Origin of the sequence: Nisaea sp. (genome assembly GCF_039990255.1) — a bacterium.
Taxonomy (GTDB): Bacteria; Pseudomonadota; Alphaproteobacteria; order Thalassobaculales; family Thalassobaculaceae; genus Nisaea.
In genome coordinates this window covers 852,587-876,251 of record NZ_JBDXGG010000018.1, presented here as the reverse complement: position 1 = coordinate 876,251, position 23,665 = coordinate 852,587, and the positions used below count along the sequence as shown (strand labels likewise).

Here is a 23,665-nt window from a genome sequence, read left to right as displayed (position 1 = left end):
AGTAAATAAGTACTTTTATTCAGTTGCCATAAACGATAACATAAAATACACTTTTTACGAGTTTTTTGAAAATTGAGCACCACCACGCTCTATGGAGGTTGTATGCGCACTTTGCGAAACGTCGTGGCCGGAGCGATGCTGATTCTACTTTCCGCTTGCGCAACACCACCCGAGGTCAAACAGCTTTCAACGGCGCAAATTCAGTATTTCGATACGGCGATCCAGGCCGTAGCCACCCAGTCCGAAGCTCTTGTCCTTGCCTCCACGAAAATCCAGAAACAGGCGGAGGAGCGGATTGCCAAGCGGGAAGCGGATAGCAACGCGCAATTGGTGAAACTCCTGTCCGATAGCAACAAGGGCGACAGTACGGACGAGCGAAAGTCACTTGCGGAGAAAGTCCTGACGGCGTCCAAGTCATCGGCCAAATCAGCGGCTGATGCACGTGCAAAGCTGCAGCAGGACCTGGACGCCATAAAAGCAAAATCAGAAGAGCTCGGACGGTATATCGCCACGATGAAGGACGTGCAGATTGCCCTGGATGCTTACATCCAATCGGAAAAAGCAGGCGAGAAAATCGTCAGCAGCGTCCTCGGCCAACCCTCTGTCTCACATCTGATAGATAAGGTCCAAAAGACCATTCCAAACGTGACCGGTGCAGCGAACGATCTGAAGCTCCTCCTGTCCGGTCTGGGCGGCTAACGCCCCATCTCTCCCTCCCCGTATTCTTCCGGAAGGATTCTCCATATGACCCGCGATGAACTGAATCAGAAGATCGCTGCGCTGGAAAGCGCCGCAGGCTCCCTTGAAGAGCCAGACCGCACCTTGACCACGGTCAAGATCAACGATCTGAAAAACGAGATCGACGGGATGTCGCTTTCTGAAATTGCAGCGAAGATGGCGACCATCAATACGCCAACGATCGCGGATATGGACAAAAAAATTGCAGCGGCGAAAGACGCAACGGCAGCTCAGAGCATGCGTGTCGATGCGATCAACTCTGTCATCGGACTGATCAAGAAAGGCGTTGGATTGGTTCTCTAGGAAAATACGTCTTTTCTTCGCCATTGGCTGGCGCTCTGAAGCGCTTCACTTCACAATCGAAAATCGGCAAAGACCGACGGCGACTGTGGGGGGAAAATGAGCGCGAAAGTATCGGCAATTGAGACCATTCGGATCGAGGAATTTCCAAACCTGCTCTGGGTCCGCGTCATTGCAGATGATGGCTCGGATGGCCTTGGAGAGACATTCTACGGTCCCGGCGCCGCCGAAGCACATATTCACGACATTATTGCCCCCTACCTGCTTGGCAAGGATCCGCACCGGATCGAACAGCATCAACGCGATATGACCGGCTATGTGGGCTTCAGCGGAGCTGGCGCGGAAATGCGTGGCCGCTCCGCGGTCGACATCGCGCTCTGGGATCTGTTCGCGAAATCAAAAGACATGCCGCTGCACCAGGCGCTTGGCGGCGCGGTGCGGGACAGTATCCGCGTCTATAATACCTGCGCCGGCACGCGCTACGTGCAGAACCGACCGACCCAGGGCACGGATAACTTCGGCCTCGACGCCAATCAGGGAGGTTTCGAAGATCTCGACGCTTTTCTGAACCATGCCGACGATCTGGCCGCCAGCCTGCTGGAAATGGGCATCACGGCAATGAAGATCTGGCCGTTCGACTATGCCGCCGAAGCCAGCCGGGGCCACCATATCAACCCGCGCGATCTGGCAACAGCCATGGCCCCGTTCGAGAAGATCCGGGAGGCCCATGGTGATCGCATGGATATCATGGCCGAGCTGCATTCCATGTGGGACCGGCCGACTGCGATCAAGATCAGCCGTGCCCTGGAAGCCGTCGACCCGCTCTGGGTCGAGGATCCGGTTTTCATGGACAATCTCTCCAGTCTCGATGAGGTCGCCCGTGCCACTGCCGCGCCCATTGCCGTCGGAGAGACACGTGGCGGCCGCGCCGACTATCGGCAATTACTGGAAATGGAATCACTCAGCCTAATCATTACTGATATCGCCTGGGGCGGGGGAGTATCCGAAGCCCGCAAAATGGCAGCCATGGCGGATGCCTGGCACGTTCCGGTCGCCTTCCATGACTGCACCGGCCCGGTCGTGCTCTCCGCCTCCACTCATCTTGCCATGAACACGCATAACTGCTTTATCCAGGAAATGGTACGCGCCTTCTATTATGGCTGGTATGGAGATCTCGTCACACAGCTTCCCCCGGTCACCAACGGCGAGATCACGGCACCGGACGGTGCCGGACACGGCCTCAGCCTGCAGCCAGACATTCTCAAAAGACCCGATTGTCATATCCGCCGGTCATCGCTTTAACTAAAACTCACAAACCACTGAAATATAGGTTTTTTAATGATCGAACTCTGGATTCCGATCACCATCGCTGCAGCCTTCTGCCAGAACCTGCGATCCGCACTGCAGAAGCATCTGACATCGAAGCTCAGCACGTCCGGAGCAACCTTTATCCGCTTCTTCTATGCCGTTCTGCCGGCCTGGCTCTATGTCTGGTTCCTGCATGACGGGGTGGGTCTCAGCATGCCGGAGCCGCAACCAGCCTTCTGGATCTATGCGGCTATCGGCGGAGCGACTCAGATCGCCGCCACAGCCCTGCTCGTTTATCTCTTCGCCTTCCGGAACTTTGCCGTCGGAACCACCTATTCCAAGACAGAGACAGTGCAGGCCGCGGTCTTCGGCATTGTCATTCTTGGCGATCCACTGACCGCCGGCGCAATGGTCGCGATCCTGATCAGCTTCATCGGGGTGCTGGCCATTTCTGCCGCCAAGCAGGCCACGGGGATTTCCGGCATCGTCCGGTCCCTGACCAGCCGGACGGCCATGATCGGTCTCGCCTCCGGCGCCTGCTTCGGTATCTCGGCGGTATCTTACCGTGCGGCATCGCTTTCCCTCGGCGGTGAAGGATTCCTGATCCAGGCCGCCTTCACGCTCGGTTGCGTCACCATCATGCAGACCGTCGCGATGGCGGGCTACATGCGCATCCGAGACCCGGGGCAGATCACGGCGGCGCTGCGGAACTGGAAAGTAGCGGGCATTGTCGGACTCAGCGGCATGGCCGCTTCCGCCTGCTGGTTTACCGCAATGACGATCCAGAATGCCGCCTACGTCCGTGCGCTCGGCCAGATCGAACTCGTTTTCACCTTCGCCGCCTCCTATCTCTTCTTCAAGGAGAAGAGCAGCCCACTGGAGCTGGCCGGGATCGGCCTGGTGATCACCGGTATCTTCTTCCTGCTGCTGTCGACATGATCCGCCGAAGAGGTCATCCGATGCAGCCTCCTCTGCGTAGAGAGAAGGATTGGAGATCACGGTCATGCATTTCCGCACCTCACACCTCGCAAGAGCCATCCTTACCGGGCTCCTATTGATGCCCCTGGAACATGCGAAGGCGACGAATGCCCACGATTTTGACTTCGTATCGATAGAGGGCGAGCCGTTTTCATTGAAGGATTACGCGGGAAAGGCCGTGCTGGTCGTGAACACCGCATCATTCTGCGGCTTCACCAAGCAGTACAAGAGTTTGCAGACACTCTGGGAGCGTTACAGGGAGCGCGGTCTTGTGGTTCTCGGCGTGCCATCCAATGATTTCGGTGCGCAGGAGCCTGGAACGGCGGCCGAGATCAAGGAGTTCTGTGCAGTCAATTTCGCTGTCGATTTCCCGATGACGGAAAAACAGACGGTCTCCGGCAAAGATGCTCACCCGTTCTACCGTTGGGCGGCGAAAGAACTGGGAACACTCTCCAAACCACGATGGAACTTCTATAAAATCCTGGTCAACGCCGACGGCAAGGCCATCGACTGGTTTGCATCCACGACGCCCCCCTCTTCCGCAAAGCTTATCAAGGCAGTTGAGGCTGCTCTGCCGCGATAGACCGGCGCCTATCTGCGAACTCTGATAGCGGCCCTCTCAGCGCGACCGGAACCGGGGTTTTGCGTATCCGTGATAATCCGGTGCCGGACGGTCATGCCACCGTCATCGTCATCGCCATCATCCCCCCGGCCGCCAAAACTCATGACCGCTGCTCCCATCGCCAGCGCGCTGAAGGAAGCAAAGAAGGAAAAGCAGAGCAGAAACGGGCCAAGCCATGTCGGTTCGGACTTCATGCTCAGGCTCGCAAGACCGGCAACATCGAACGCGAGCAGGCTGACCGCAATCGCGATACCAGCCCCGCCGCCGATCACCCCGTGACCGAACAGAAACCGCAGCATGGGAGATTTGAGATGCATGATTCAGCTCCCTTTAGAAGATACACGCAAAGAGTGGCCCCTTTATCGGGCCCCTTCAATGGTTCAGGATGACGCATGGTTGCGAAGAATGTTGTCGCACCCCATTCTCTTCACTTGCGAGTTGAGCTATCAGAGAAAAAACAGGACACGTTAGTCCGGTCAAACGCCTTGGGATAAAGTATGAGTGACGAGTTGAACGAGAGCTATAATAGGACCGGCTGGATGCGTGATATGACCGAACAGGAGCGCCGCGCATTCGATCGCGTGGCATTCCATGTCGACGCTGAACTGGCACTTCCCGACGGATCAGTCGTCAAAGGCGAAATCGTGAACGTCTCGTTGATCGGCTTTCTGTTCACATCGGAACCCTCAATTGAATTTCGTGGCGAAGCCTTGCTTTCAATTGGCGATGAGATTTCCGGCTTGAAGATCAAGATCATCGACACCAGCCAGGTCGGCCTGCATCTCGAAACCTATCCGGGCGAGACCGACATACGTGACCTCGCCCAGAAACATCCTTCGATAGCACGCCTATTCCTGCCGTATATCTACAATTACGACAGTGCGAAGTAACGCCTTCTAACCGGCAAGTTACGAGCGCAATCGTGCCGTCCGGTTAGAGCTTTCTGTAGACGGCATAGATAGCTTTCACCTTATCCGCAAAATCGGGATGGCCGGGCAGATAAGGCATCGGCCTGGAGACATGTAAGGCTTCCCAACGGCCCTCCAGTTCCAGGCGATTCAGCATTTCAGCAATGCCGCGAGACTGCCAGAAATCGTCCCTGCTTGTGAACACGGCAATGCCTCCGCCACGCAGCACCCTTAACCACTCCCTGAATATAGCCTCTTCTTCAAGATAGGTAAGAACTCCGATGCAGAGGATGCCGTCCACGGACTCATCCTCGAGCGGGAGGTGTTTATTGAGGTCCGCATGTTCCAGGCGGTCATAAACGTGCTTCTGTTTCGCGGTCTCGAGGCTGGATTCCGATGCATCCAAACCTGTCAGTCGACCGCGCGCGCCCGCGGCCCTGAGCGCCGCTCCGGTCAATCCGGTTCCACTTCCGCAGTCGAGAATTGCCGCCCCGTCGAAACCGGGAAGATGCCCTTTCAAAAGCCCTGCTGCTTGCTCCGGCGCTTCATAGCCCCAGTTCGCAAGCTCCCTGTCATAGTCACTTGCCCAGTCATCGTAGCTTTCCGCATTGACAGCTCCGATGCGGGACACGTTTCCGTCGGTCCTCAAGATCTTATCCTGCGACATAACTGCGTCCTCCCCTAATTGGAGAAAGCCTATCATCCGGAACAGCAGGTTTATGCAGCGATTTCAGAAAGATTTACCGTAATTCGCTTTCCATGAGCGTTCCGGAAAAAAATGCGGACGCAGTAAAGCCGCGTCCGCATGTATTTTTGATTTAGCGGTTCTTGAATTCAGGCTTACGCTTTTCCATGAAGGCCCGGCGACCTTCGATGTAATCTTCGCTGGCGAAACAGGCCGTGACCAGCTCGTCACACTTCTTCAGATCCCGCTCGCTTTCCGGCGCGACTGTCTGATTGGCGATGAACTTCACTGAATTAACCGTCATCGGCGCGTTCTCGGAGATGGTCTTCGCATAGTCGAGGCAGAATTGTTCGACCTGATCATCTGGAACCACTCGGTTCACAAGCCCCATAATGCGGGCATCCTCGGCCTCAAAACGGCCAGCTGTGAAGAAGATTTCCTTAGCGAAGCTCGGCCCGACGAGCGCGGACAGGCGAGCAATTCCGGGATAACCATATCCGAGACCAAGCTTGGCAGCAGGGATCGCGAACTTGGAGCTCTCGCCACAAATCCTGAGATCGCAGCAGACCGCAAGCGCAACGCCGCCGCCGACGCAAAAACCGTTGATCTGCGCAATGACCGGCTTGGGAAAATCGGCAACCTTGTCATAGACCCGTTTGGTGGTCGCATTGTAACGGGCGACACCGTCGGCGCTGGCACGTTCGGATTCGAATTTGGAGATATCGGCGCCGGAGACGAAAGCCTTCCCGCCCGCGCCGGACAGGATCAAGATCCGAACGCTGTCATCCGCCGAATACCGGTCGAGCGCGACTTCAACGGCTTCCCACATTTCCAGCGATACAGCATTGCGCTTTTCCGGCTGGTTAAAGACGATCCGGGCGATCGAGCCTTCCTGGCTGGTGAGAATCTTGTCAGTCATTTGTCTCTTCCCTTGGATAATTTGGACGCTCAGATCACACCGTCGCGTTTCATTGTTTAGATATCATCCGCAATGCAATCGATATCCGCCAACATTTCTATATTGTCGACACCGACATCACACGGGATTCAGCAAAGTTGACTTCGCTTGTCGTGCCCGAAATTCCCCTATTCATCCGCTATTGGAACACCCCGGAAACGCCAATCCTAAGGCGCAAATCGACACGAGTGAAATTCTGACCGATTAGGAAAACTGATCCCGACATCCTTGACAGCCGCAGGCCCTTCTCGCATTTTCAACGCATGGGGCCCGCGAGCGCCTCGTGAGGCGACAGCCCAAGTTTCGCGTCCTTTAACCCCGTATTTTGGGAGGACGCGCCATGCCGTCACCAGATATCATTACAGTTTCTCAACTCGCCCGCCTTATCGGCACGCCAGAAGCGCCGGTCATAGTCGATGTATGCGTCGATGATGATTTTAACGCAGATCCGCGCCTGATACCGGGATCATTCCGGCACCCGTTTAGCGACATTGAAGCCCTGATGCCCCGGTTCCAAGGCCATAGGGTCGTCGTCGTCTGTCGAAAGGGTCACAAACTCGGCCAAGGGGCAGCGGCTCTGCTACGAACCAACGGAATTGCAGCCGAAAGCCTCGAAGGCGGTGTCGTTGCCTGGCACGAAGCAGGAGAACCTGCAGTCCCCGCAACGGCTATTCCGCCACGTAGGGAGTCCGGCGAGACACTCTGGGTGACACGTCATCGTCCGAAGGTGGACCGCATCGCCTGCCCCTGGCTTATTCGCCGCTTCGTCGATCCGTCTGCACGTTTTCTTTTCGTTGCCCCGGCCGAAGTGATGGACGTGGCCGACAGGTTCGGAGCCACTCCGTTCGATGTCGAGGGTGTGTTCTGGAGCCATCGCGGCGAAGAGTGTAGTTTCGACACAATGGTCTCGGAATTCGGCCTCGGAACGGAACCGCTGAAGCTGCTGGCAACCATCGTCCGCGGTGCCGATACAGATCGCCATGATCTGGCACCGCAGGCAGCCGGGCTGCTTGCCGCGTCGCTTGGCCTCTCGCGCATGTATCGGGACGATCTGCGTCAAATCGATGCCGGTATGTTGCTTTACGACGCCTTCTACCGGTGGTGCCGGGATGCAGTCGATGAAGGGCATGACTGGCCGACTGGCAAAGTGAAAGCCTGAAATCATGACCGACACATATACCGAAACCGTCGCGGCGGGGCGCAATGCCCCGTCGCTCGGCACCCTGTTCCACGTTTTCCTGAAAATCGGCCTTCTCTCCTTCGGCGGTCCGGCAGCTCAGATTGCCCTGATGCACCGGCTGCTGGTGGAGGAGCTGAAATGGCTCACCGAGCAGCAATACCTGAACGCCCTGAGTTTCTGCATGCTGCTACCGGGGCCCGAGGCCATGCAGATCGCCACCTATGCCGGATGGCGTCTTCGTGGCATCGCGGGTGGCCTGATCGGTGGCTTGCTCTTCGTCATACCGGGGGCCGTACTGATCCTTGTCCTGGCGGCAATCTATGCCCTGTTCGGCCAACTACCACTGATCGACAGTCTGTTCCTCGGCGTTAAATCAGCGGTCTTGCTGATTGTCGTCGAGGCCTTGCTGCGGGTCTCGAAACGGGCGTTGCGCGGGCGCGCTGACTGGGTCGTTGCCGGGCTCGCCTTCGCGGGGATCTTCATCCTCGACCTGCCCTATCCGCTCATCGTTGCCGCTGCGGCTCTCTGGGGCTGGGCGGCAAGCAGCGCGGTATCAACGTCTGATAACATTTCCGCGCCGATCAGCCGTTCCTTCGGCGGAACCATGCTCACAATCACCATCGGGCTCACTATCTGGTGGCTTCCGGTTTTGCTCGTCGCCCAGCTCTCCGGGTTTCCGGTCCTGACCCATCTTGGCCTGTTCTTCTCCAAGCTCGCGGTGGTTACGTTCGGCGGCGCCTATGCCGTGCTGGCCTATATGGCACAGGACGTGGTCGGCACCTTCGGCTGGCTTAACGCGGGTGAAATGATGGACGGCCTCGGTCTCGCTGAGACCACACCCGGCCCGCTCATCCTGGTGACGGAGTTCGTCGGCTTCCTTGCCGCCTATCGTGACGGCGGCATCGTGCTCGGGATCGCCGGCGCGGCACTGACGCTCTGGGTCACGTTCGTGCCCTGCTTCCTATGGATATTTGCCGGCGCGCCCTACATCGACTGGATCTCTGCCCAGCCCAGACTTAAGGGAGCACTCTCGTCCATCACCGCAGCGGTGGTCGGCGTGATCCTGAACCTGTCACTCTGGTTCGGCCTGCATGTGATGTTCGGGGCGATCACACGGCAGGACATCGGCCCGTTCACGCTCTGGCAGCCCGACCTTGCAACATTCGACTGGCGCGTGGCGGTATTGGCCGCGCTCAGCGGCCTGTTGTTGCTTAAATTGCACTGGGGCATCGGCCGGGTACTGGCGATTTGCGCGGGACTCTCCTGGCTGATGGTCAATAGTCTGTGACAGATCAGGCTTTGCCGGGCCCGGGCGCACCAGCGCCCGGGTTCAGATCCGAATAGAGCAGCATCGCGTCAAAGAAAATTCATAGAGTTGATTGAAGACGAGCTCCCGACCGACGCTTGGCAGGCTGCCCCCACCCTACTCAAAAACAAGGCTGAGAGAGGGTGCAAAAGTGAGGATCAACGTTACCAGGCTCATCATCACCACGAACGGAAAAGTCCCAATGAAAATGTCGCCAAGTGTTGTGTTGCGGTCGGCGATCGTCGCCTTGACGACGTAGACCGTAAGCCCGAACGGTGGGGTCAAGAGCCCTATCTCCACGGCGATCACCGTCACAATACCGAACCAGATCAGGTCGCCGCCCAACCCGGCAACGATCGGAAGAGATAGCGGCAGCAAGATCAGCATTATGGAGGTCGAGTCGAGGATCATGCCCATGACGATCACGAGCGCAAGATAGATCAACGTGAAACCGAACAAGCCGAGCCCGGCATCGGCGAACAAGACCGTTACTTCCTGCGGGATCGTCGAAAGCGTCAGCATCCGGGAATACATCGACGCAGCGATGATCAGCAGCAGGATGGCGCTCGATACAAGGCCAGTATCGACCAGCACGCGCCAGAACCGCGCCAATGTCAGGGTTCTTTTGGCGAGCGCCACGGCGATTGCCGCGGCGGCACCGGCCGCTCCGGCTTCCGTCGGCGTGAAGAAGCCTGAATAGATCCCGCCGAGCACGATCACCACAAGCGTTGCAATAGGGAGAAGCTTCAGAAGCGCTGTCTTCCAGGTTTCTCCCTCGATCCGGATCGGCCTTGCGGATTGCATGACCATACGGGGCTTGAAGCGCGCCATTAGGTATATGCCGACCGCAAAAACGAGAGCCAGCAGTGCCCCCGGAACGATGGCAGCAAGGAACAGGGCGCCGACGGACTGTTCGGCCAGTACCCCGTATATGATCAGCAACAGGCTCGGCGGGATAAGCATGCCAAGCACCGACGACCCGGCAACCACGCCCAATGCGAACCTTTTGTTGTAACCGTTGGCCACCATCTGCGGGACGGCAACGCGAGAGAACACCGCTGCCGAGGCAATGGAAATCCCAGTGATCGAGGCAAACACCGCGTTCGCGGCGACTGTCGCGATGCCAAGACCGCCGCGTATCTTCTGAAGCATCCAGGCTGCCACGCGATAGGCATCGCGGCCGATATCAGCGACATCGACAATCAACCCCATCAATACGAAAAGAGGAACAACGCCGAACAGGTAACGATTGATCGCGCCGTCGGCTGCCAGCGCCAGAGACCGGATCGCGACATTGGGATTATCGCGGATCAGCCAAATCCCAAGAAAGCTGAGGACGATTAGCACCACCGCAATATGCGCGCCCGAGAAGATGAGCAAAAGCATGAAGACGATTGCGGCAACACCGATCTCGATGCGGCTCAGGTCAGTCAGGAGCACAGCATACCCGATGGCAATCAATGCCCCGAATGCGATGATGTAGGGCCAACCCCGGGGTGAACGGATCACAGTGTGGCGAACCGTCAACGGCTCCGCGCGGCCATGATTCACAATCTCCTTTACGTCTTTCAGGACTTGCGTCGCGAAGGCCAGACACGTCAGCAGCGATCCGGCAAATAGACAGGCTTTGATCGGCCAGACGGGAGCAGTGAAGACACCTTGCGCGCCGAAGAATTCATTCTCGACCCAGGCATCGACAAGTTTCGGCCATGTGCCTTGAGCGATCACGGCAAAGACGCCGATGCCGGCAAAATGGAAGACTAAGCGGATCACAGCGGCGGAGAACGGACGATCCTCCTCCAAACCACCGATCAATATGTCGGTTCGCGTCATCCTGCCGCTCATCAAGGTGTGAGCGGCCTGCAGAAAGACAATCGCGACAATCGAATTCGAGACGATCTCAGAAACACCCTGAACCGGCGCATTCAGCAATGATCGCCCCACAATGTCGGCACAGATCAGGATCATCAGGCAGAAGATCCAGATCGACGCCGCTCCGCTCACGCCTCCGGTGAGCGCGGAAACCGCGCGCACCGTCAGGTCGGTACCGTAGCGAAATTGTCTGGCAATGCTGGCCACGGCACCGCTCCCGATTAGCGTTTGGACCAGTCGATCCTAGGCGCGAGACCCGCATCCTGAACCTTATCCATGTAGATAGAGAGAATCTCCGCAGCCCCCTTGCCCGCATTGGATTCTGCCCAGTCCCCGGCAAGATCCGGGAGCCCTGCGGCCCAGGCCTGGATCTCACTCTCCGGCAACTTCGACACTTTCGCCCCAGCACCCGGCAATTTAGCTAGGAATGCTTCATAGCGCGCCATCACTTCCTCCGCATGAGCGACAGTGTACTCCTCGCCGAGGTCAATCAGCACTTTGCGGACGTCGTCCGAGAGGCCCTCCCACACATCTTTGTTTATTCCGAGCCCTCCAGTCATCTGAGCCCCCATACCGACCAGGGTCACGTAAGGCGCAACCTCATGGTGTTTGTTCGGGAAAGCGCCGGTAATGATAACCACCACGCCATCGGCGACGCCTGTTTGGATCTGATTGTAGTACGTCGGCAGCGCGCCGTTCACAGGTACCGCCCCCACACTCTTGATCCAGTTGGCAGACGGCCCGGGAGCAAGGATCTTGCGTCCCTCGAGGTCCTTCAAGGATGTTACCGGGAAATTTGTGAACAGGTGGTAGGTCTCGACACCGGACGCGCCAAGGAAAACAACATTCTGATCTTCCCAAGCTTTCTTGAGCTGCGGTACTTCGCGGTGCATCTCGTTCATGATTTTTAGAGTCGCGACGAGATCGTCGCTAACGAACGGCGTAAAATAGGTCATGTTCTGGAGCGGCATCTTCGAGCCCTCCCAGAGCGTGCCGACCCAGCCGGCATCGGTCAGCCCGTCGCCAACAGCCTCCAGCGTGTCCTTGAAACCGAAGAGAGACCCACCATAAGCCTCGGTCCATTCGATCCGGTCAGACGATCCTATGGCCTCCAACCGCTTGTTCGACTCACCAACAACAAGGGTCGAAAGTTTGCCGACCCAAGGCAAAATTGTTGGATGGCTGGATGCCATGGTCAGTTTGTAGGTCTCCGCACTCGCCGCGGAGGCGACGAGGGCAAAAGCAGCGGCTGCAATAAAATGCTTCATGGTTATTCCTCCCTTATTTTTCTGCTGTCGAAAGACGGCTTAATTTCCAGACTGGAGCTTTGCTTCCAGCTGTTTTGCGGTTCCCATACGTGGTCTCAGGTGACAACTAGAACCGGTACAGTTTGGGCAATCATAGCGGCGCGAATCTCACGTTTTTTTAGAGGGTTTGACATACATCGCCGTAGGAGAGCCGGGGCAAGCGACGGAAAATTTTTGATGTATCCGCGTAGCCGAGATTCACCAGAAAATTCGACTTCAACGAGGTCCCGTGGAAGAACTCCTCGTCGACCTTGGCATTGTCAAAGCCTGACATGGCACCGACATCCAGCCCGACCGCTCTCGCGGCAAGCATGAAATAGGCACCTTGCAAAGTGCCATTCCGGAAAGCATTGACCTCGGCTGCCGTCGAGTTGTTCTTGAAGATATCCTGGGCGGCCGGATTTGGCGGGAAAAGCTGCGGCAATTCTTCCCAGAAGTTGAGGTCGTAGGCGATGATCGCTGTGACAGGCGCTGTTCGCATCTTTGGCCGGTTGGCATCCATCAGACACGGCTCAAGACGATCCTTAGCCTCCTCCGTGCGGATAAACACGACACGCATGGGCTGCTGGTTCATCGAGGTTGGCCCCATCTTGGCAATATCATAGAGCGCCTGAAGCGTTTCCTCCGACACGTCGCGAACCTGCCAGCCATAGTGCGTGCGCGCCTCTGTGAAGAGAAGTCTGAGCGTATCGTTTTCAGCGCTCAGATTTGAGTCCTGAAGGGCTTTCGCTCCGGCGCGCGCGGCTTCGTCAGCGGCAACATTCGGATCGGTCATTATCTGCTCCTGTTAATTATTCAATATGATCCGGCGAGGCATGCCCATTACTCAGTCCACCGCCGGGATCAGCACGAAATCGTGCTCGACGTCAAAGTAACGGCCCTCGAAACCATGTTCGGCTTGGCGTACCGGGTCGTCCACGGGCTCAAAACCCGCCATGAGGCTTTCCTTCACCCCGAAAACGGCATCGGAGTGAATGTATGGATCGTCCGGATCAAAGATATGCGTGGTGAGCGGATCGTACCCGTCCTTGGTAACGATATAATGGAGGTGTGCTGGCCTGAATGGATGCCGACCAAGGCGCTTCATCAACTGTCCGACCGGCCCGTCATCAGGAATGGGATAGAACCGTGGCTTTACGCCCTTGAACCAGTACCGTCCATCAACGCCAGTTGTGAACTTGCCGCGCAGGTTGAATTCCGGCTGGATGCCTTTCTGCTGAACGTCGTAGAAACCCTCATCGTTGGCCTGCCAGACATCAATGGATACGCCCGCCAAGGGTGAGCCCTTGCCATCAAGAATGCAGCCATGAACGAGCATTGGCTCGCCCTTGCCGTCGAGGCAGATATTGGCGCCCATCGGAAGTACCGGCGCGCCATCAACATGAAATGGCCCCAGAACCGTATTCTCGGATGCTCCTGTCGGTCGCCGAGAATTGATTGCATCCACAAGCATCGAGACACCCAACGTGTCGGAGAGCAGAATGAACTCCTGGCGCCAGTCGTCGCACATGTGTCCCGTCTTCGTCAGAAACTGAATGGCTGCCATCCACTCATCCTGCGTCGGCTCTATCTCCTTAATCGCCGCGTGCAGGTGGCGTATCATCACAGCCATGATCTCTTTCAGACGGGCATCCTCGCATTTATCCATGCGGCTGATGACGACCTCAGCCGAGTTCTCCTCGGTGAAATAGCCCTGTTCGTGCGTATCCATCGCACCGGTTCCTTCCCTGTTTCCCGCAGCCATGCCGGCTCTGTTTTTCCTATGCGCCAGGCGGGTTTCCCGCCCAGGCATTCCGCAATATCGCCGTCAGCCCCTCAGCAGTGACCTCGCGCGGGTTCCAGTACGGATTCCTCATCGAAATCTCGACCGCACGATCGATTTGATATTCCTCCATCCCCAGATCTCGAAGCGCGAGCGGAGCCTTCATCCGTTTGCCAAACTCCCACAATGCCCAGCCCGGATCGCGTCCGTCGAGTAACGTTGCCAACGGCGCGAGCAGGTCTGGGACGGCCGCAGAATTATAATGAATGGCATGTGGCAGAATCACTGCGTGGACATCGGCATGCGGCAGGTCAAACGAGCCGCCAACCGTGTGACAGAGCTTATGATGCAGTGCCATCCCGACCTGACCCAGCACAGTTCCGCAAGCCCAGGCCCCTCGCAACGTTCTCTCGCGCGCGTCCAGATCGGAGAGATCCGCGATAACGTTTGGCAACCCAGTGACAAAAGCTTGGAGGCCGACAAGCGCGGTTTCGGTGCTGGCAGCCGTTCTCTCGCGCGCATAGAGCGCTTCGGCAGCATGCGCCACGGCATTCAATGAAGAACTTACAGTCATCTGCTGCGGCAACGACACGACCAGCTCCGGGTCGTACAGAATGATTTCCGGCAAGATCTTCTTGTCGATCAGCGTTGTTTTCACGCCGTTCTCGGTCTGGCCAAGAATTGGTGTCGCCTCGCTCCCGGCATACGTCGTCGGGATTGCGACTTGAGGAAAGTCAGCTCGGAGAGCCAACGCCTTGGCCAGCCCGATCGTCGAACCTCCACCGACCGCCACAAGACTGTCAGCGCCGACGGAGCGCGCATGTGCGAGTGCCTCCTCCGTTACGGCAACAGGCGTATGCATGGCCGCCATAGTGAAGATGCCCGCCGCGCACTCACCGAGATCAGCAGCAATTTCAAGCGCCATTTCGGCTTGACCCGGGGTCGCAAGCACCAACGGTCGCCCGGCATTCAGCGCGGCAAGCTCCGTTCCCACCTCATGGCGAATACCGCGGCCAAACCGCGCTCGCGGGACCGTATTGCGCACTTGGATTTCCCCCACAGGATTGCGTCCGTTCTGATGCGGATAGCTCAAGATCCGGAAAACCCTACCTCAAGACTCAGATCAACTTGATCGAATTACAAAAAAATAATATAACTCAATGTTATGAAATTCGATCCGCGACACTTGGAGATACTCGCCGCCATCGTCGAAGCTGGCGGATTGACGGAGGGTGCGGCAATGCTTGGGAAGTCGCAGCCTAGCGTTTCGCGCAGCATCGCCTTTCTCGAAAGCCGTATCGGTCAGCGGCTCTTCGAACCGAAACGACGGCCTTTGAGACCTACGGCAATCGGGCTTTCTCTGGCACAGGAAGGCAAGAAAATCCTGGAGGCGGGGCGGGCAGCAAGTACGATTGCGGATACCTTCGCGCGCGGTGTGGCGGGCGCGGTGAGGGTCGCGGGAACACCAATTTTCATGGACGGCGTGATCTCCGGAGTGATCGCCGAATTCCAGGGTAACTATCCGAATATCCGCATAGACCAGAGCTATGCCTATGCTGACGAAGCGCTGGAAAAGATCGCGCAGGACCTGCTGGACCTCGCAATTCTGCCGATGCGCCCCGGAACCTATTCGGACGATTTCGCGTTCCACCAGATTTTACCCGGACGCAATGTCATCGCATGCCGGACCGGACATCCGCTCGCCGGACAAGCAGACCTGAAATCAAGGGACGTAGAGAGTTATCCGTGGATTGCCCCGCCAGCGAACAGCCCGCTATTCAGCGATCTTCGGGCGTTGCTCGATAGGATCGACCAGAGGGAGATGAAGATAGGCTTCACGGGCGGCTCGTTAAGCGCAGTTTTGAATGTTCTCGTCGGTTCCGACTCTCTGACAGTCCTGCCATTCTCAGTCGTTTTCATGCTGCAACGTCAAAACCGGATAGCCGCACTTCCGATCGAGATTGGTGACCCCGAACGAAATCTCGGGATTTTGACCCGACGGTCAGCAAATCCGCATATGGCCGCCCGGCGCTTTACCGACTTCATCACATCCCGCTTCGATACAATCCAGCGCGAGATCGCCGCAGCTGTCTAAGACCAGTCTGTAACCGGCGGCCGCGAGACACGCGGATAAATCGAATCAGGTTTCTTTACATCAGCACAGCGATGCTGCCGCGCACCGACGCCATGCACATCCAACCTACGCCTGCTGGCGTATTCGCGGTGTTACCGGCGGCCCGATCGGCAGTTTGTTGTTGCTGCGATGGCACTGGGCATCGACCGGTTGCTCGCTCTCTGCGCAGACCTCTCCCGGCTGATGGTGGACGATTTGTGACATTACCTGCCTCAACCATACCCGGGTGCTCTCACATCCAAGTCTGAGCCTGCATGATACCGGGCAAATCGGTGCCGTTGTCGATCGATAGACGGCACGGTCTGCAAATGAATTTCTCCTTCCATTCCCACATGAAAACTTTGCTGAACCTTCGGATACAGACGATTGGACGAGAAAAAATAGATCAGACCAATTACCGCACAGTGACTCAATTGAGCAGAAATTGATTATGCATGTGTCATACAAAACGTTGCTCGCAAAGCGCTCACACGATAGCTTTCCGTTGGTGACTAACGTGTCATCGAAATAAGCGGTCTAAAATCGACGCATGAATTAACATCACGCGAGCTCAATCGCTGAGGGAGGAAAATCGTGACTATTAAATCAGCATTCATGGGGGTTGGTGCTGCGGCGTTGCTGGCTACCACTGTTATGGCGGAACCGGTTACCCTGCGCATCCAGAACCACTATTCGACCGAACATCCGATGGGTAAAGCCATTGCCGAGTTCGTAGACGACATTCAGGTCATGTCGGACGGCGATATCACGATCGAGATGTTCTACGCCTCTTCGGTCGTCGCAACGACCGAGACCTTCGATGCCGCGATCAGCGGCATACTTGACTGCGATATGACAGGCGGCGCCTATCAGACCGGAAAGAACCCGGCCTTCCAGTTCGTCGGTGATATTATGGGCGGTTATGACACGCCCTGGCAGCAGTACAGCTGGCTGCATTATGGTGGCGGCGATGCCGCAGCGCAGGCGCTCTACAACGAGCAAAACATGCATCTGGTCGGCTGGACGATCTACGGTCAGGAATCCCTGTCCTCATCGCGCCCAATTGCCAGTTTCAAGGACTTGAAGGGCTGGAAATTCCGGTCTCCCCCAGGGATGGAAACCGAAATTTTCGAAGAGCTGGGTGCATCGCCCATCGTGATGGACTTCACGGAAATCTTCACCGCGCTTGAGACAGGCATTATCGACGGCGCCGATGCATCAGGCCTTAACAACAATGTCGGCCTCGGCCTCTACGATATCGTCAAGCACGCGACCTATCCCGGCTTCCATTCGATGCCTTCGGATCACCTCGCGTGCAATCTGGATGTCTGGAACGGCCTGACTGAGCAGCAGCGCCGGATCATCGAGACGGCGATGCAGAAGCTGGGTTTCCACGTCGCCCTGGCAAACGAGAAGCTGAATTCCGAAGCCGCAGCCAAGCTGCAGGCCGAAGGCATCACGTTGTATGACTGGTCTGCTGAAGATCGCGCCACATTCCGCGCAGCCGCCCAGACAGCCTGGAGCCGTTGGGCAGAAAAGAACGAGCAAACACGTAAGCTCGTCGAGAGCCATCGCGCCTATCTGACGCAGCTCGGCCTGCTGAAATAGGTTTCGACAACCTAATTCCTGGAAAGTGAAGAACGCGAGCCCCACCGGGCTCGCGTGACACCGGTTTCTTGGGCCGTCGAAACGCCCGGAGAGGCAATGGGTATGAATTCGGAAAGCTTGTGGTTGGGCGGGATGCGGGAACCGGTCCGGCTGGCCATGCTGGCCTTCACCGGCTCAGCTGTTCTGCTGTATTTGTGGATCATCGGAAACGCGCTTCTGTTCGAAGACGCCATCGACATGTTTGACATGATCCGGCCGAAAGGACGGTTTGTCGTCCTGGCCATGCTGGTTTCCCTGACCGGCGCCATCCTGCTTGCATCGATCTACTTTTCCGACACAAGAGGCGCGATCGAACAGAAGTCAGACGGCTTCTTCGACATCGTCTCCCTGGTGACGTCGCGGCTCTCGATGATCATGGTCGCGGGCATCGTGTTGGTCATGTTGTACGAAGTGGTCTCCCGCTACGTATTTGCCCGGCCGACGCTTTGGGCAAATGAGTTGTCCCTGTGGATAGCTGGCTTCGTGTTCCTGTTCGCGGGACAGTACGCAATGCAGCAACGCAGCCACATCCGGATCTACGTGATCTACGATATGATGCCCCGCTGGATGCAGAAAACGGCGGATGTGCTGTCGCTGAATCTGCTCCTGTTCTTCACTTTCGCGCTCGTCTGGGGAGGCTATTCGGACGCGATGCGGCGCATGATGCGCATGGAGACCTTTGGCACGGCCTGGGACCCGCCCCTCCCTGGCACGCTGAAACCTGCAATCCTGATCATTATTCTGCTCGTCACCATTCAGGCGATCTCGAACCTGATCGCGGACTGGAACAAGGCGCCGGAGCATCACAGCCCGGCGGGCGATATCGACGAAACCGAGATCGACAAGATCCGAAAGACGCTGGGAACCTGACCGCATGGAATTTCTCGATCTGTTCGCATGGATGAAGGTCGGCGACGTCGCGACGCTCAGCATCATTCTCTTGCTCGTGATGTTTTTCCTGCTTGCCATCGGAATGCCACTTGGCTTCGCCTCGGCATTCCTCGCTGTCTTAGTGCTGATTATGAAATTTGGGCCCGATTTGCTGTTCAGCAGGTTCGGGCACGGGCCGCTCTCGGTCGTCGGCCAGGCGGTCTATCGACAAATGACCAACTACGTCCTCATTTCCGTGCCGCTGTTCATCTTCATGGCGGCACTGCTAGAACGCTCCGGCATCGCGAAGGACATGTACACTTCCTTGAATGTCTGGCTCAGCCGAACGCGGGGCGGTATTGCTATCGTGACGTCGATCATGGCAGTGATCATGGCGGCGATGTCGGGAATCATCGGCGGCGAGGTTGTGTTGCTCGGCTTGATCGCGCTGCCACAGATGTTACGGCTCGGCTATAACCAGAATCTCGCGATTGGAACGATTTGCGCCTCCGGCTCGCTCGGCACAATGATCCCGCCATCCATCGTTCTGATCTTCTACGGGCTGGTGACAGAGACATCGATCAAAGCCCTGTTCACCGCTGCATTTCTTCCGGGCTTTGTCCTGGCCTCGTTCTTCATCATCTACATTCTGGTTCGGACCAATCTCAACCCCAGCCTGGCACCGCTTCCCGAGGAAGACGCCGACGCGCCCAAGGGCCGCGAAAAAGCCTTGTTATTCATCGGGTTTCTGTCGCGTTTCACACTCTGGCTGACCGGGTTCCTGCTGCTCCGCGCACTGTTCTTTACTGTGACCGGCGAAAATGTCGTGCGCGAAGGCGTGGATCCGATCGTGCTCGGTATGGTCTCCGACATTCCCTACATCGCCGGGGCGGGGGCGCTCGCGCTCTCTATCATGCTGTTTCTGGTCGGCAAGGAACGCTCCCAAAAGGGTTGGGAGATGGGCAAAGGGCTCGTCCCACCGATCGTGGTGATCGGGGTCGTTCTGGGATCGATCTATATGGGGATCACAGGCATCACCGAGGCGGCCGGCATGGGCGTTGTTGCGGTTTTCGTGATCGGCCTGCTTCGGCGCGAGATGACGTTTGAGATCGTATGGGACAGCCTCATGCGAACCCTGAAATCCACCGGGACGATCATCTGGGTTACCATCGGCGCGGCCTCTCTCGCCGCCGCCTATACACTTTCCGGCGGCCCGACCTACGTCGCCAACACCATCATTTCGGCGGAGTTGCCGACGATGGGAATCATCCTGGTCATGATGCTTATTTTCCTGGTGATGGGCATGTTTATGGACTGGATCGGGATCGTGCTTCTGATCATGCCTGTCTTTCTCCCCATTGTGCTGAAGCTGCCGGTTCAGGAGATCGGATTTCTGGGCAGCCTCGACCCCAAATTCGTGGCGGTTTGGTTTGGTGTCGTGTTCTGTATGAACATGCAGGTCAGCTTTCTGTCGCCGCCTTTCGGCCCGGCAGCGTTCTACCTGAAGTCGGTGGCCCCTTCGCATATCACCCTGACAGCCATATTCCGCGGGTTCCTGCCATTCATCGCGCTGCAACTCCTGGCTTTGTCCGTCCTGTTGATCTGGCCGTCGATCGTGACGCTGTTCTTGTAACTGGCGGAGCGCGCGACCGGATCAGCTGTTACCGCTAACGTCGCGCGTCTTCCAAGGGTATGCGGGGTATCTGAATGGATGCACTTGCGTTACCTGGCGGTAAAACCAACCGTCGGCTGTATGGAGACAAATACAAACACATGGCGAATTTCCTCCACGAAACGCAGCGTGGGTCCGCACAGATTCTGTGCTCCATGGGCTTCGAAAATCAGAGCCAGATCCGGCCTGACACGCTGCACATTCAAGCGACGGACCCGGATAGCATCCTGCGGCACCGGCTAACCTCTGGGGCCTTACCCGGGTCGGCAGCTTCACGCCCACGGACATAGCCAAAAGGTCGACCTCAGCGCCCCACACGCGGGCAGAACCACACTCTTAGCTCAGCAACAGATCGGCGTTGTGTCCGAGACCTGTTCAATCGCCCGCCGGAGCGAGGTGCGGATCCGTCTGACAGCGCTGCCAAGAAGTCGCTTCATGCCGTTGCCCTCCCGTTGTCTTCAGCGTTGTCGCGAGCGCGCTGACGGCGGACCGCAACAAGCTCTGCCATGATGGAAAGCGCGATTTCCTCCGGTTCGATGGCGCTGATGTCGAGTCCCGCCGGAGCCTTGAGCGTTTCGAGCCGTGCCTCCGGCAGCCCGCGCTCCGCCAAACGTGTGCGCATTACGTTCGCCTTGCGGCGGCTGCCGACGAAGGAGACAAAACCGGCACCGCTGTCGAGCGCCCCCGCCAGTGCTTCACGGTCGCGCTTGCCCTGCGTCGCGACAACGACGAAGTCGCGCGCCGCCAGTTCCAGCTCTTCGAACGCGAACCCCTGGTGTCGCACCACATCGGCGGTGAATCCGGTGAGATCTTCCGCCAGCGCCGCAGCCGTCACCCGGTAGCCGAGGGTGACGGCGAGCCGCGCGAGCACGGTCGCGACCGAAGAGCCGCCACAGATCACCAGCCGTGGCGCCTGTCGCATCGGTTCGATAAAGATGTCGACGGTACCGCCGCTCGGACAGCCACTCTTGTGCAGCTCGACACCATCGCGGTCGAGCCGCTCGACTACTTCGTCACCGGGCTTCACCCGGATCAGGCGGGGCTCCCCCGCGTCGAGCACCGTTTCCGCTGAGCGGCGCACGGCGCCCTGCACGCAACCTCCGCCGAGAAATCCCTTGATCGTCCCGTCCGCGAGCACCACCGCCTTGGCTCCGGCCTTGGCGCTGGTCGCGTTCTCGGTCCGCACCACGGTCGCAACGCAAAATTCCGCCTCCGCCGCCATCAGGGCTGCGATCGTGGTGAAAACGTCATCGTGCTGCCGTTCCATTCATCCGCCTCCCTATAAGCCCGCCAGCTCGTGCTCAAGCGCGGCCAGCGCCTGCAGGCTGTTCGCAGCGGCAAAATGATCGATATGGGGCAGCGCCGCCGCCATGCCCCGCGCCACAGGCTCGTAATCCCTCCAGCCGAGCAGCGGATTAAGCCAGACGATGCGGCGCGCGCGGGTTTTGAGCCGCTTCAGTTCCCGTGCCAGATGCTCCGGCGGTTCGGTGTCGTAGCCGTCGCTCAGGATCACCACGACGGTCCGGCTGTCGATCGCCTGCTTAGCGTATCGCGTGTTGAAATCCTCGAGCGCACCGGCGATCCGCGTGCCCCCGCCGAAGCCCTCAATCATCAGTGAGAGCTTAGCCAGCGCCCGGAACGGGTCCTTGTCCGTAAGCGCGTCAGTCACCCGGACGAGACGGGTATGGAAAAGGTAGGCGTCGGCCCGCATCCAGCGGCAGAGCAGGCCGCGCACAAAGAGCAGGAAATAACGGCTGTAGAGCTTCATTGAGCCGGAGACGTCGAGCAGCACCACGATGCGCACGGGACGGTCCGGCCGCGTCCGTTTCAGCAGATCCACCGGCTCGCCCCCATGGGCGATATTGCGCCTGATGGTGCGCCGCAGATCGAGGCCGCGCCCCCGTGCCGAAGGTTTGCGTCGGCGGCTGAGACGGTAACGCATCGCCCTGGCCAGGCTCTCCGCCACCTTCTCCGCCTCGGCGATATCTTCTTTCGCCGCGATCTCGCGCAGGTCAGTCTTGAACAGACTGTCGCGACGGTCGGCGGCGACCCTGTGTGGCGCGGATGGGGAGCTCTCATCCTCCTCCCCGTCACTGGCATTTGTCGCCTGCGCCGCCGAACCGATCGGGCGACCCGCCCGCTCTTCCGGCGGCAGCACCTTGTCCCAGAGCGCCGGGCGCGCCCGCTTCGGCGTGCTGGTGTTCTCCCCCCGAAGGATGTTCGCGCGCCTCACACCCTCGCCAAACCAGAAGGCCCGGAACAGCGCCTCGAAACGCTCCCAGTCCTCCCGGTCGCCGCAAAGCGCGACCTTGAGCGCCGCCTGGACGCCGTCCGGTGTCGGCCTGTCGAGGCGCCTGACGATGTCGAGCGACAGGGCCGTCTCAGACGGACCGAGAGTGAAGCCGTTCAGCCGGAGATGAGCAATGAAGCCCCGCATCCGCTCCCGCGCGCCCGGGGGCACCGGGACGACGTCGTTCTTGCCGGACTCCGTAATTGTCACGCGACTTTTCCCATCAGGCGCTGGGTGACTTCCGGCGCGATCGCGCGCTGATCCGCCTCTGTTTTCAGCAGGCAGATGAGGCTCGCCTGCAGCAGATCGAGATTGTCCTCAAGCTTCTCCACTTTGAGGCCGACAAGCGCCATCGCCCAATCCAGGGTCTCGGCGATGCCGGGTACCTTCTCCAGCTCCTCGCGGCGCAGTTGCTGTACGAAGCCGACAATCCGCCGGGCGAGTTCGCCGTCGATCTTCGGCATACGCGCGGCAAGGATCGCCTGCTCCTTCTCCGCGTCAGGATAATCGACATAGGAATAGAGACAGCGCCGACGGAGCGCATCGGAGAGCGCGCGGGTCCCATTCGAAGTCAGAATCACATGCGGAATCGAGACCGCTTCGATGGTGCCGAGTTCCGGGACTGTCACCTGATAGTCGGCGAGCAGTTCCAGCAGAAAGGCTTCAAACTCCTCGTCGGCGCGATCGATCTCGTCGATCAGCAGGACCGGCGGTTCCAACTGGCTGATCGCTTCCAGCAGCGGCCGGCGCAAGAGGTATTCCTCGGAGAAAATATGGTTCTCCAGGGTCTCTGCGGAGTCCGCCCCGTCTGTTGCCTCCCGTGCCCGGATGGACAATAGCTGACGCTGATAGTTCCACTCGTAGAGCGTCGCGTTCGCATCCAGCCCTTCGTAGCACTGCAGCCGGATCAGCCGTGTGCCGAGCAGCCTCGCCAGCGCCCGTGCGATATCGGTCTTGCCGACTCCCGCCTCCCCCTCCAGCAGCAGAGGACGGTGGATCTCCGTCGCCAGCGTCAGCGCCATCGCGAGACTTTCCTCCGCGATGTAGCCGGCCTCAGCGAGTTCTGCCTGCAGTTCTTTGTAATTTTTCATGGCTTGAAAACCCGGACCGAACGACGCGCGATCTGCCGTCCAGCCCGGAGTTGGGTTC

Annotated in this window: 24 protein-coding genes; 12 read left to right on the top strand and 12 right to left on the bottom strand. The window is 58.3% G+C overall.

The features are described 5' to 3' along the window. The first annotated feature begins 102 nt into the window (after positions 1-102). The 5 genes from ABJ076_RS14390 to ABJ076_RS14370 all read left to right on the top strand — a co-directional run bounded on the left by ABJ076_RS14390 (position 103) and on the right by ABJ076_RS14370 (position 3,907). On the top strand, positions 103-699 hold the full coding sequence (locus ABJ076_RS14390) for a hypothetical protein (protein WP_348194280.1): 597 nt from the start codon (positions 103-105) through the stop codon (positions 697-699). 45 nt (positions 700-744) lie between these two features. After that, a complete protein-coding gene (locus ABJ076_RS14385) occupies positions 745-1,041 on the top strand; it encodes a hypothetical protein (RefSeq protein WP_348194278.1) in 297 nt (98 codons plus the stop codon). Positions 1,042-1,137: 96 nt separating this feature from the next. Further along, positions 1,138-2,340 (top strand): mandelate racemase/muconate lactonizing enzyme family protein, encoded by a 1,203-nt coding sequence (locus ABJ076_RS14380; RefSeq protein ID WP_348194276.1) that lies wholly within the window; start codon positions 1,138-1,140, stop codon positions 2,338-2,340. 36 nt (positions 2,341-2,376) lie between these two features. Beyond that, entirely contained in the window at positions 2,377-3,285 is a 909-nt protein-coding gene (locus ABJ076_RS14375; protein ID WP_348194274.1) for a DMT family transporter, read from the top strand. A 64-nt stretch (positions 3,286-3,349) separates the two neighbouring features. Then, positions 3,350-3,907, top strand: a complete 558-nt coding sequence (locus tag ABJ076_RS14370; RefSeq protein WP_348194272.1) for a glutathione peroxidase — start codon at positions 3,350-3,352, stop codon at positions 3,905-3,907. 8 nt (positions 3,908-3,915) lie between these two features. On the opposite strand, the gene ABJ076_RS14365 is transcribed toward ABJ076_RS14370, so the two are convergent. Then, positions 3,916-4,263, bottom strand: coding sequence for a hypothetical protein (locus ABJ076_RS14365; protein ID WP_348194271.1), 348 nt, complete (start codon positions 4,261-4,263; stop codon positions 3,916-3,918). 180 nt (positions 4,264-4,443) lie between these two features. On the opposite strand from ABJ076_RS14365, the gene ABJ076_RS14360 reads away from it, so the two are divergent. Continuing rightward, positions 4,444-4,836, top strand: a complete 393-nt coding sequence (locus ABJ076_RS14360) for a hypothetical protein (RefSeq protein WP_348194269.1) — start codon at positions 4,444-4,446, stop codon at positions 4,834-4,836. Positions 4,837-4,879: 43 nt separating this feature from the next. Here ABJ076_RS14360 and ABJ076_RS14355 read toward each other — a convergent pair whose 3' ends face one another. Next, positions 4,880-5,521 carry a class I SAM-dependent methyltransferase gene (locus ABJ076_RS14355; protein WP_348194267.1) on the bottom strand — a complete coding sequence of 214 codons (642 nt, stop codon included), beginning with the start codon at positions 5,519-5,521 and terminating at the stop codon, positions 4,880-4,882. Positions 5,522-5,672: 151 nt separating this feature from the next. Continuing rightward, on the bottom strand, positions 5,673-6,458 hold the full coding sequence (locus tag ABJ076_RS14350; RefSeq protein ID WP_348194265.1) for an enoyl-CoA hydratase: 786 nt from the start codon (positions 6,456-6,458) through the stop codon (positions 5,673-5,675). 379 nt (positions 6,459-6,837) lie between these two features. Between ABJ076_RS14350 and ABJ076_RS14345 the strand changes: the two genes are divergently transcribed. Then, positions 6,838-7,656, top strand: coding sequence for a sulfurtransferase/chromate resistance protein (locus tag ABJ076_RS14345; protein WP_348194263.1), 819 nt, complete (start codon positions 6,838-6,840; stop codon positions 7,654-7,656). A 4-nt stretch (positions 7,657-7,660) separates the two neighbouring features. Continuing rightward, positions 7,661-8,965 (top strand): chromate efflux transporter, encoded by a 1,305-nt coding sequence (chrA, locus tag ABJ076_RS14340; RefSeq protein WP_348194261.1) that lies wholly within the window; start codon positions 7,661-7,663, stop codon positions 8,963-8,965. A gap of 135 nt (positions 8,966-9,100) precedes the next feature. Here the strand turns inward: chrA and ABJ076_RS14335 are convergent, their stop codons facing one another. The 5 genes from ABJ076_RS14335 to ABJ076_RS14315 all read right to left on the bottom strand — a co-directional run bounded on the left by ABJ076_RS14335 (position 9,101) and on the right by ABJ076_RS14315 (position 14,969). After that, positions 9,101-11,062, bottom strand: a complete 1,962-nt coding sequence (locus ABJ076_RS14335; RefSeq protein WP_348194259.1) for a TRAP transporter large permease subunit — start codon at positions 11,060-11,062, stop codon at positions 9,101-9,103. 14 nt (positions 11,063-11,076) lie between these two features. After that, on the bottom strand, positions 11,077-12,123 hold the full coding sequence (locus tag ABJ076_RS14330) for a C4-dicarboxylate TRAP transporter substrate-binding protein (protein WP_348194257.1): 1,047 nt from the start codon (positions 12,121-12,123) through the stop codon (positions 11,077-11,079). Positions 12,124-12,280: 157 nt separating this feature from the next. Continuing rightward, on the bottom strand, positions 12,281-12,937 hold the full coding sequence (locus ABJ076_RS14325; RefSeq protein ID WP_348194255.1) for a malonic semialdehyde reductase: 657 nt from the start codon (positions 12,935-12,937) through the stop codon (positions 12,281-12,283). A 51-nt stretch (positions 12,938-12,988) separates the two neighbouring features. Further along, entirely contained in the window at positions 12,989-13,906 is a 918-nt protein-coding gene (locus ABJ076_RS14320) for an intradiol ring-cleavage dioxygenase (RefSeq protein ID WP_348202610.1), read from the bottom strand. A 16-nt stretch (positions 13,907-13,922) separates the two neighbouring features. Continuing rightward, complete coding sequence (locus ABJ076_RS14315; RefSeq protein ID WP_348194251.1) at positions 13,923-14,969, bottom strand: maleylacetate reductase; 1,047 nt, start codon at positions 14,967-14,969, stop codon at positions 13,923-13,925. Positions 14,970-15,089: 120 nt separating this feature from the next. On the opposite strand from ABJ076_RS14315, the gene ABJ076_RS14310 reads away from it, so the two are divergent. Continuing rightward, positions 15,090-16,019: a LysR family transcriptional regulator gene (locus tag ABJ076_RS14310; RefSeq protein ID WP_348194249.1), complete on the top strand. Its 930-nt coding sequence runs from the start codon at positions 15,090-15,092 to the stop codon at positions 16,017-16,019. A 105-nt stretch (positions 16,020-16,124) separates the two neighbouring features. On the opposite strand, the gene ABJ076_RS14305 is transcribed toward ABJ076_RS14310, so the two are convergent. Next, the gene (locus tag ABJ076_RS14305; protein ID WP_348194247.1) at positions 16,125-16,262 is read right to left on the bottom strand and encodes a hypothetical protein; all 138 of its coding nucleotides are present in this window, start codon (positions 16,260-16,262) and stop codon (positions 16,125-16,127) included. A 369-nt stretch (positions 16,263-16,631) separates the two neighbouring features. Between ABJ076_RS14305 and ABJ076_RS14300 the strand changes: the two genes are divergently transcribed. The 3 genes from ABJ076_RS14300 to ABJ076_RS14290 all read left to right on the top strand — a co-directional run bounded on the left by ABJ076_RS14300 (position 16,632) and on the right by ABJ076_RS14290 (position 20,187). Next, positions 16,632-17,645, top strand: coding sequence for a TRAP transporter substrate-binding protein (locus ABJ076_RS14300; RefSeq protein WP_348194245.1), 1,014 nt, complete (start codon positions 16,632-16,634; stop codon positions 17,643-17,645). A gap of 96 nt (positions 17,646-17,741) precedes the next feature. Beyond that, complete coding sequence (locus ABJ076_RS14295) at positions 17,742-18,554, top strand: TRAP transporter small permease (protein WP_348194243.1); 813 nt, start codon at positions 17,742-17,744, stop codon at positions 18,552-18,554. Between the two features lie 4 nt (positions 18,555-18,558). Continuing rightward, positions 18,559-20,187 carry a TRAP transporter large permease subunit gene (locus ABJ076_RS14290; RefSeq protein WP_348194241.1) on the top strand — a complete coding sequence of 543 codons (1,629 nt, stop codon included), beginning with the start codon at positions 18,559-18,561 and terminating at the stop codon, positions 20,185-20,187. Between the two features lie 472 nt (positions 20,188-20,659). Here the strand turns inward: ABJ076_RS14290 and ABJ076_RS14285 are convergent, their stop codons facing one another. From ABJ076_RS14285 to ABJ076_RS14275, 3 genes are read right to left on the bottom strand one after another with little or no spacing between them, the layout of a single operon-like run. Beyond that, entirely contained in the window at positions 20,660-21,493 is an 834-nt protein-coding gene (locus tag ABJ076_RS14285) for an XdhC family protein (protein WP_348194239.1), read from the bottom strand. Between the two features lie 12 nt (positions 21,494-21,505). Beyond that, entirely contained in the window at positions 21,506-22,726 is a 1,221-nt protein-coding gene (locus ABJ076_RS14280) for a VWA domain-containing protein (protein WP_348194237.1), read from the bottom strand. Continuing rightward, the gene (locus ABJ076_RS14275; RefSeq protein WP_348194235.1) at positions 22,723-23,607 is read right to left on the bottom strand and encodes a MoxR family ATPase; all 885 of its coding nucleotides are present in this window, start codon (positions 23,605-23,607) and stop codon (positions 22,723-22,725) included. Before ABJ076_RS14275 ends, ABJ076_RS14280 begins: the two co-directional genes overlap by 4 nt. Positions 23,608-23,665: the final 58 nt, after the last annotated feature.

What these genes read in the sequence shown, in the direction of transcription:
- ABJ076_RS14390 (WP_348194280.1), top strand. Translation starts at nt 103, where the DNA reads ATGCGCACTTTGCGAAACGTCGTGGCCGGAGCGATGCTGATTCTACTT.
- ABJ076_RS14385 (WP_348194278.1), top strand. Translation starts at nt 745, where the DNA reads ATGACCCGCGATGAACTGAATCAGAAGATCGCTGCGCTGGAAAGCGCC.
- ABJ076_RS14380 (WP_348194276.1), top strand. Translation starts at nt 1,138, where the DNA reads ATGAGCGCGAAAGTATCGGCAATTGAGACCATTCGGATCGAGGAATTT.
- ABJ076_RS14375 (WP_348194274.1), top strand. Translation starts at nt 2,377, where the DNA reads ATGATCGAACTCTGGATTCCGATCACCATCGCTGCAGCCTTCTGCCAG.
- ABJ076_RS14370 (WP_348194272.1), top strand. Translation starts at nt 3,350, where the DNA reads ATGCATTTCCGCACCTCACACCTCGCAAGAGCCATCCTTACCGGGCTC.
- ABJ076_RS14365 (WP_348194271.1), bottom strand. Translation starts at nt 4,263, where the DNA reads ATGCATCTCAAATCTCCCATGCTGCGGTTTCTGTTCGGTCACGGGGTG.
- ABJ076_RS14360 (WP_348194269.1), top strand. Translation starts at nt 4,444, where the DNA reads ATGAGTGACGAGTTGAACGAGAGCTATAATAGGACCGGCTGGATGCGT.
- ABJ076_RS14355 (WP_348194267.1), bottom strand. Translation starts at nt 5,521, where the DNA reads ATGTCGCAGGATAAGATCTTGAGGACCGACGGAAACGTGTCCCGCATC.
- ABJ076_RS14350 (WP_348194265.1), bottom strand. Translation starts at nt 6,458, where the DNA reads ATGACTGACAAGATTCTCACCAGCCAGGAAGGCTCGATCGCCCGGATC.
- ABJ076_RS14345 (WP_348194263.1), top strand. Translation starts at nt 6,838, where the DNA reads ATGCCGTCACCAGATATCATTACAGTTTCTCAACTCGCCCGCCTTATC.
- chrA (WP_348194261.1), top strand. Translation starts at nt 7,661, where the DNA reads ATGACCGACACATATACCGAAACCGTCGCGGCGGGGCGCAATGCCCCG.
- ABJ076_RS14330 (WP_348194257.1), bottom strand. Translation starts at nt 12,123, where the DNA reads ATGAAGCATTTTATTGCAGCCGCTGCTTTTGCCCTCGTCGCCTCCGCG.
- ABJ076_RS14325 (WP_348194255.1), bottom strand. Translation starts at nt 12,937, where the DNA reads ATGACCGATCCGAATGTTGCCGCTGACGAAGCCGCGCGCGCCGGAGCG.
- ABJ076_RS14320 (WP_348202610.1), bottom strand. Translation starts at nt 13,906, where the DNA reads ATGGCTGCGGGAAACAGGGAAGGAACCGGTGCGATGGATACGCACGAA.
- ABJ076_RS14310 (WP_348194249.1), top strand. Translation starts at nt 15,090, where the DNA reads ATGAAATTCGATCCGCGACACTTGGAGATACTCGCCGCCATCGTCGAA.
- ABJ076_RS14305 (WP_348194247.1), bottom strand. Translation starts at nt 16,262, where the DNA reads ATGTCACAAATCGTCCACCATCAGCCGGGAGAGGTCTGCGCAGAGAGC.
- ABJ076_RS14295 (WP_348194243.1), top strand. Translation starts at nt 17,742, where the DNA reads ATGGGTATGAATTCGGAAAGCTTGTGGTTGGGCGGGATGCGGGAACCG.
- ABJ076_RS14290 (WP_348194241.1), top strand. Translation starts at nt 18,559, where the DNA reads ATGGAATTTCTCGATCTGTTCGCATGGATGAAGGTCGGCGACGTCGCG.
- ABJ076_RS14285 (WP_348194239.1), bottom strand. Translation starts at nt 21,493, where the DNA reads ATGGAACGGCAGCACGATGACGTTTTCACCACGATCGCAGCCCTGATG.
- ABJ076_RS14275 (WP_348194235.1), bottom strand. Translation starts at nt 23,607, where the DNA reads ATGAAAAATTACAAAGAACTGCAGGCAGAACTCGCTGAGGCCGGCTAC.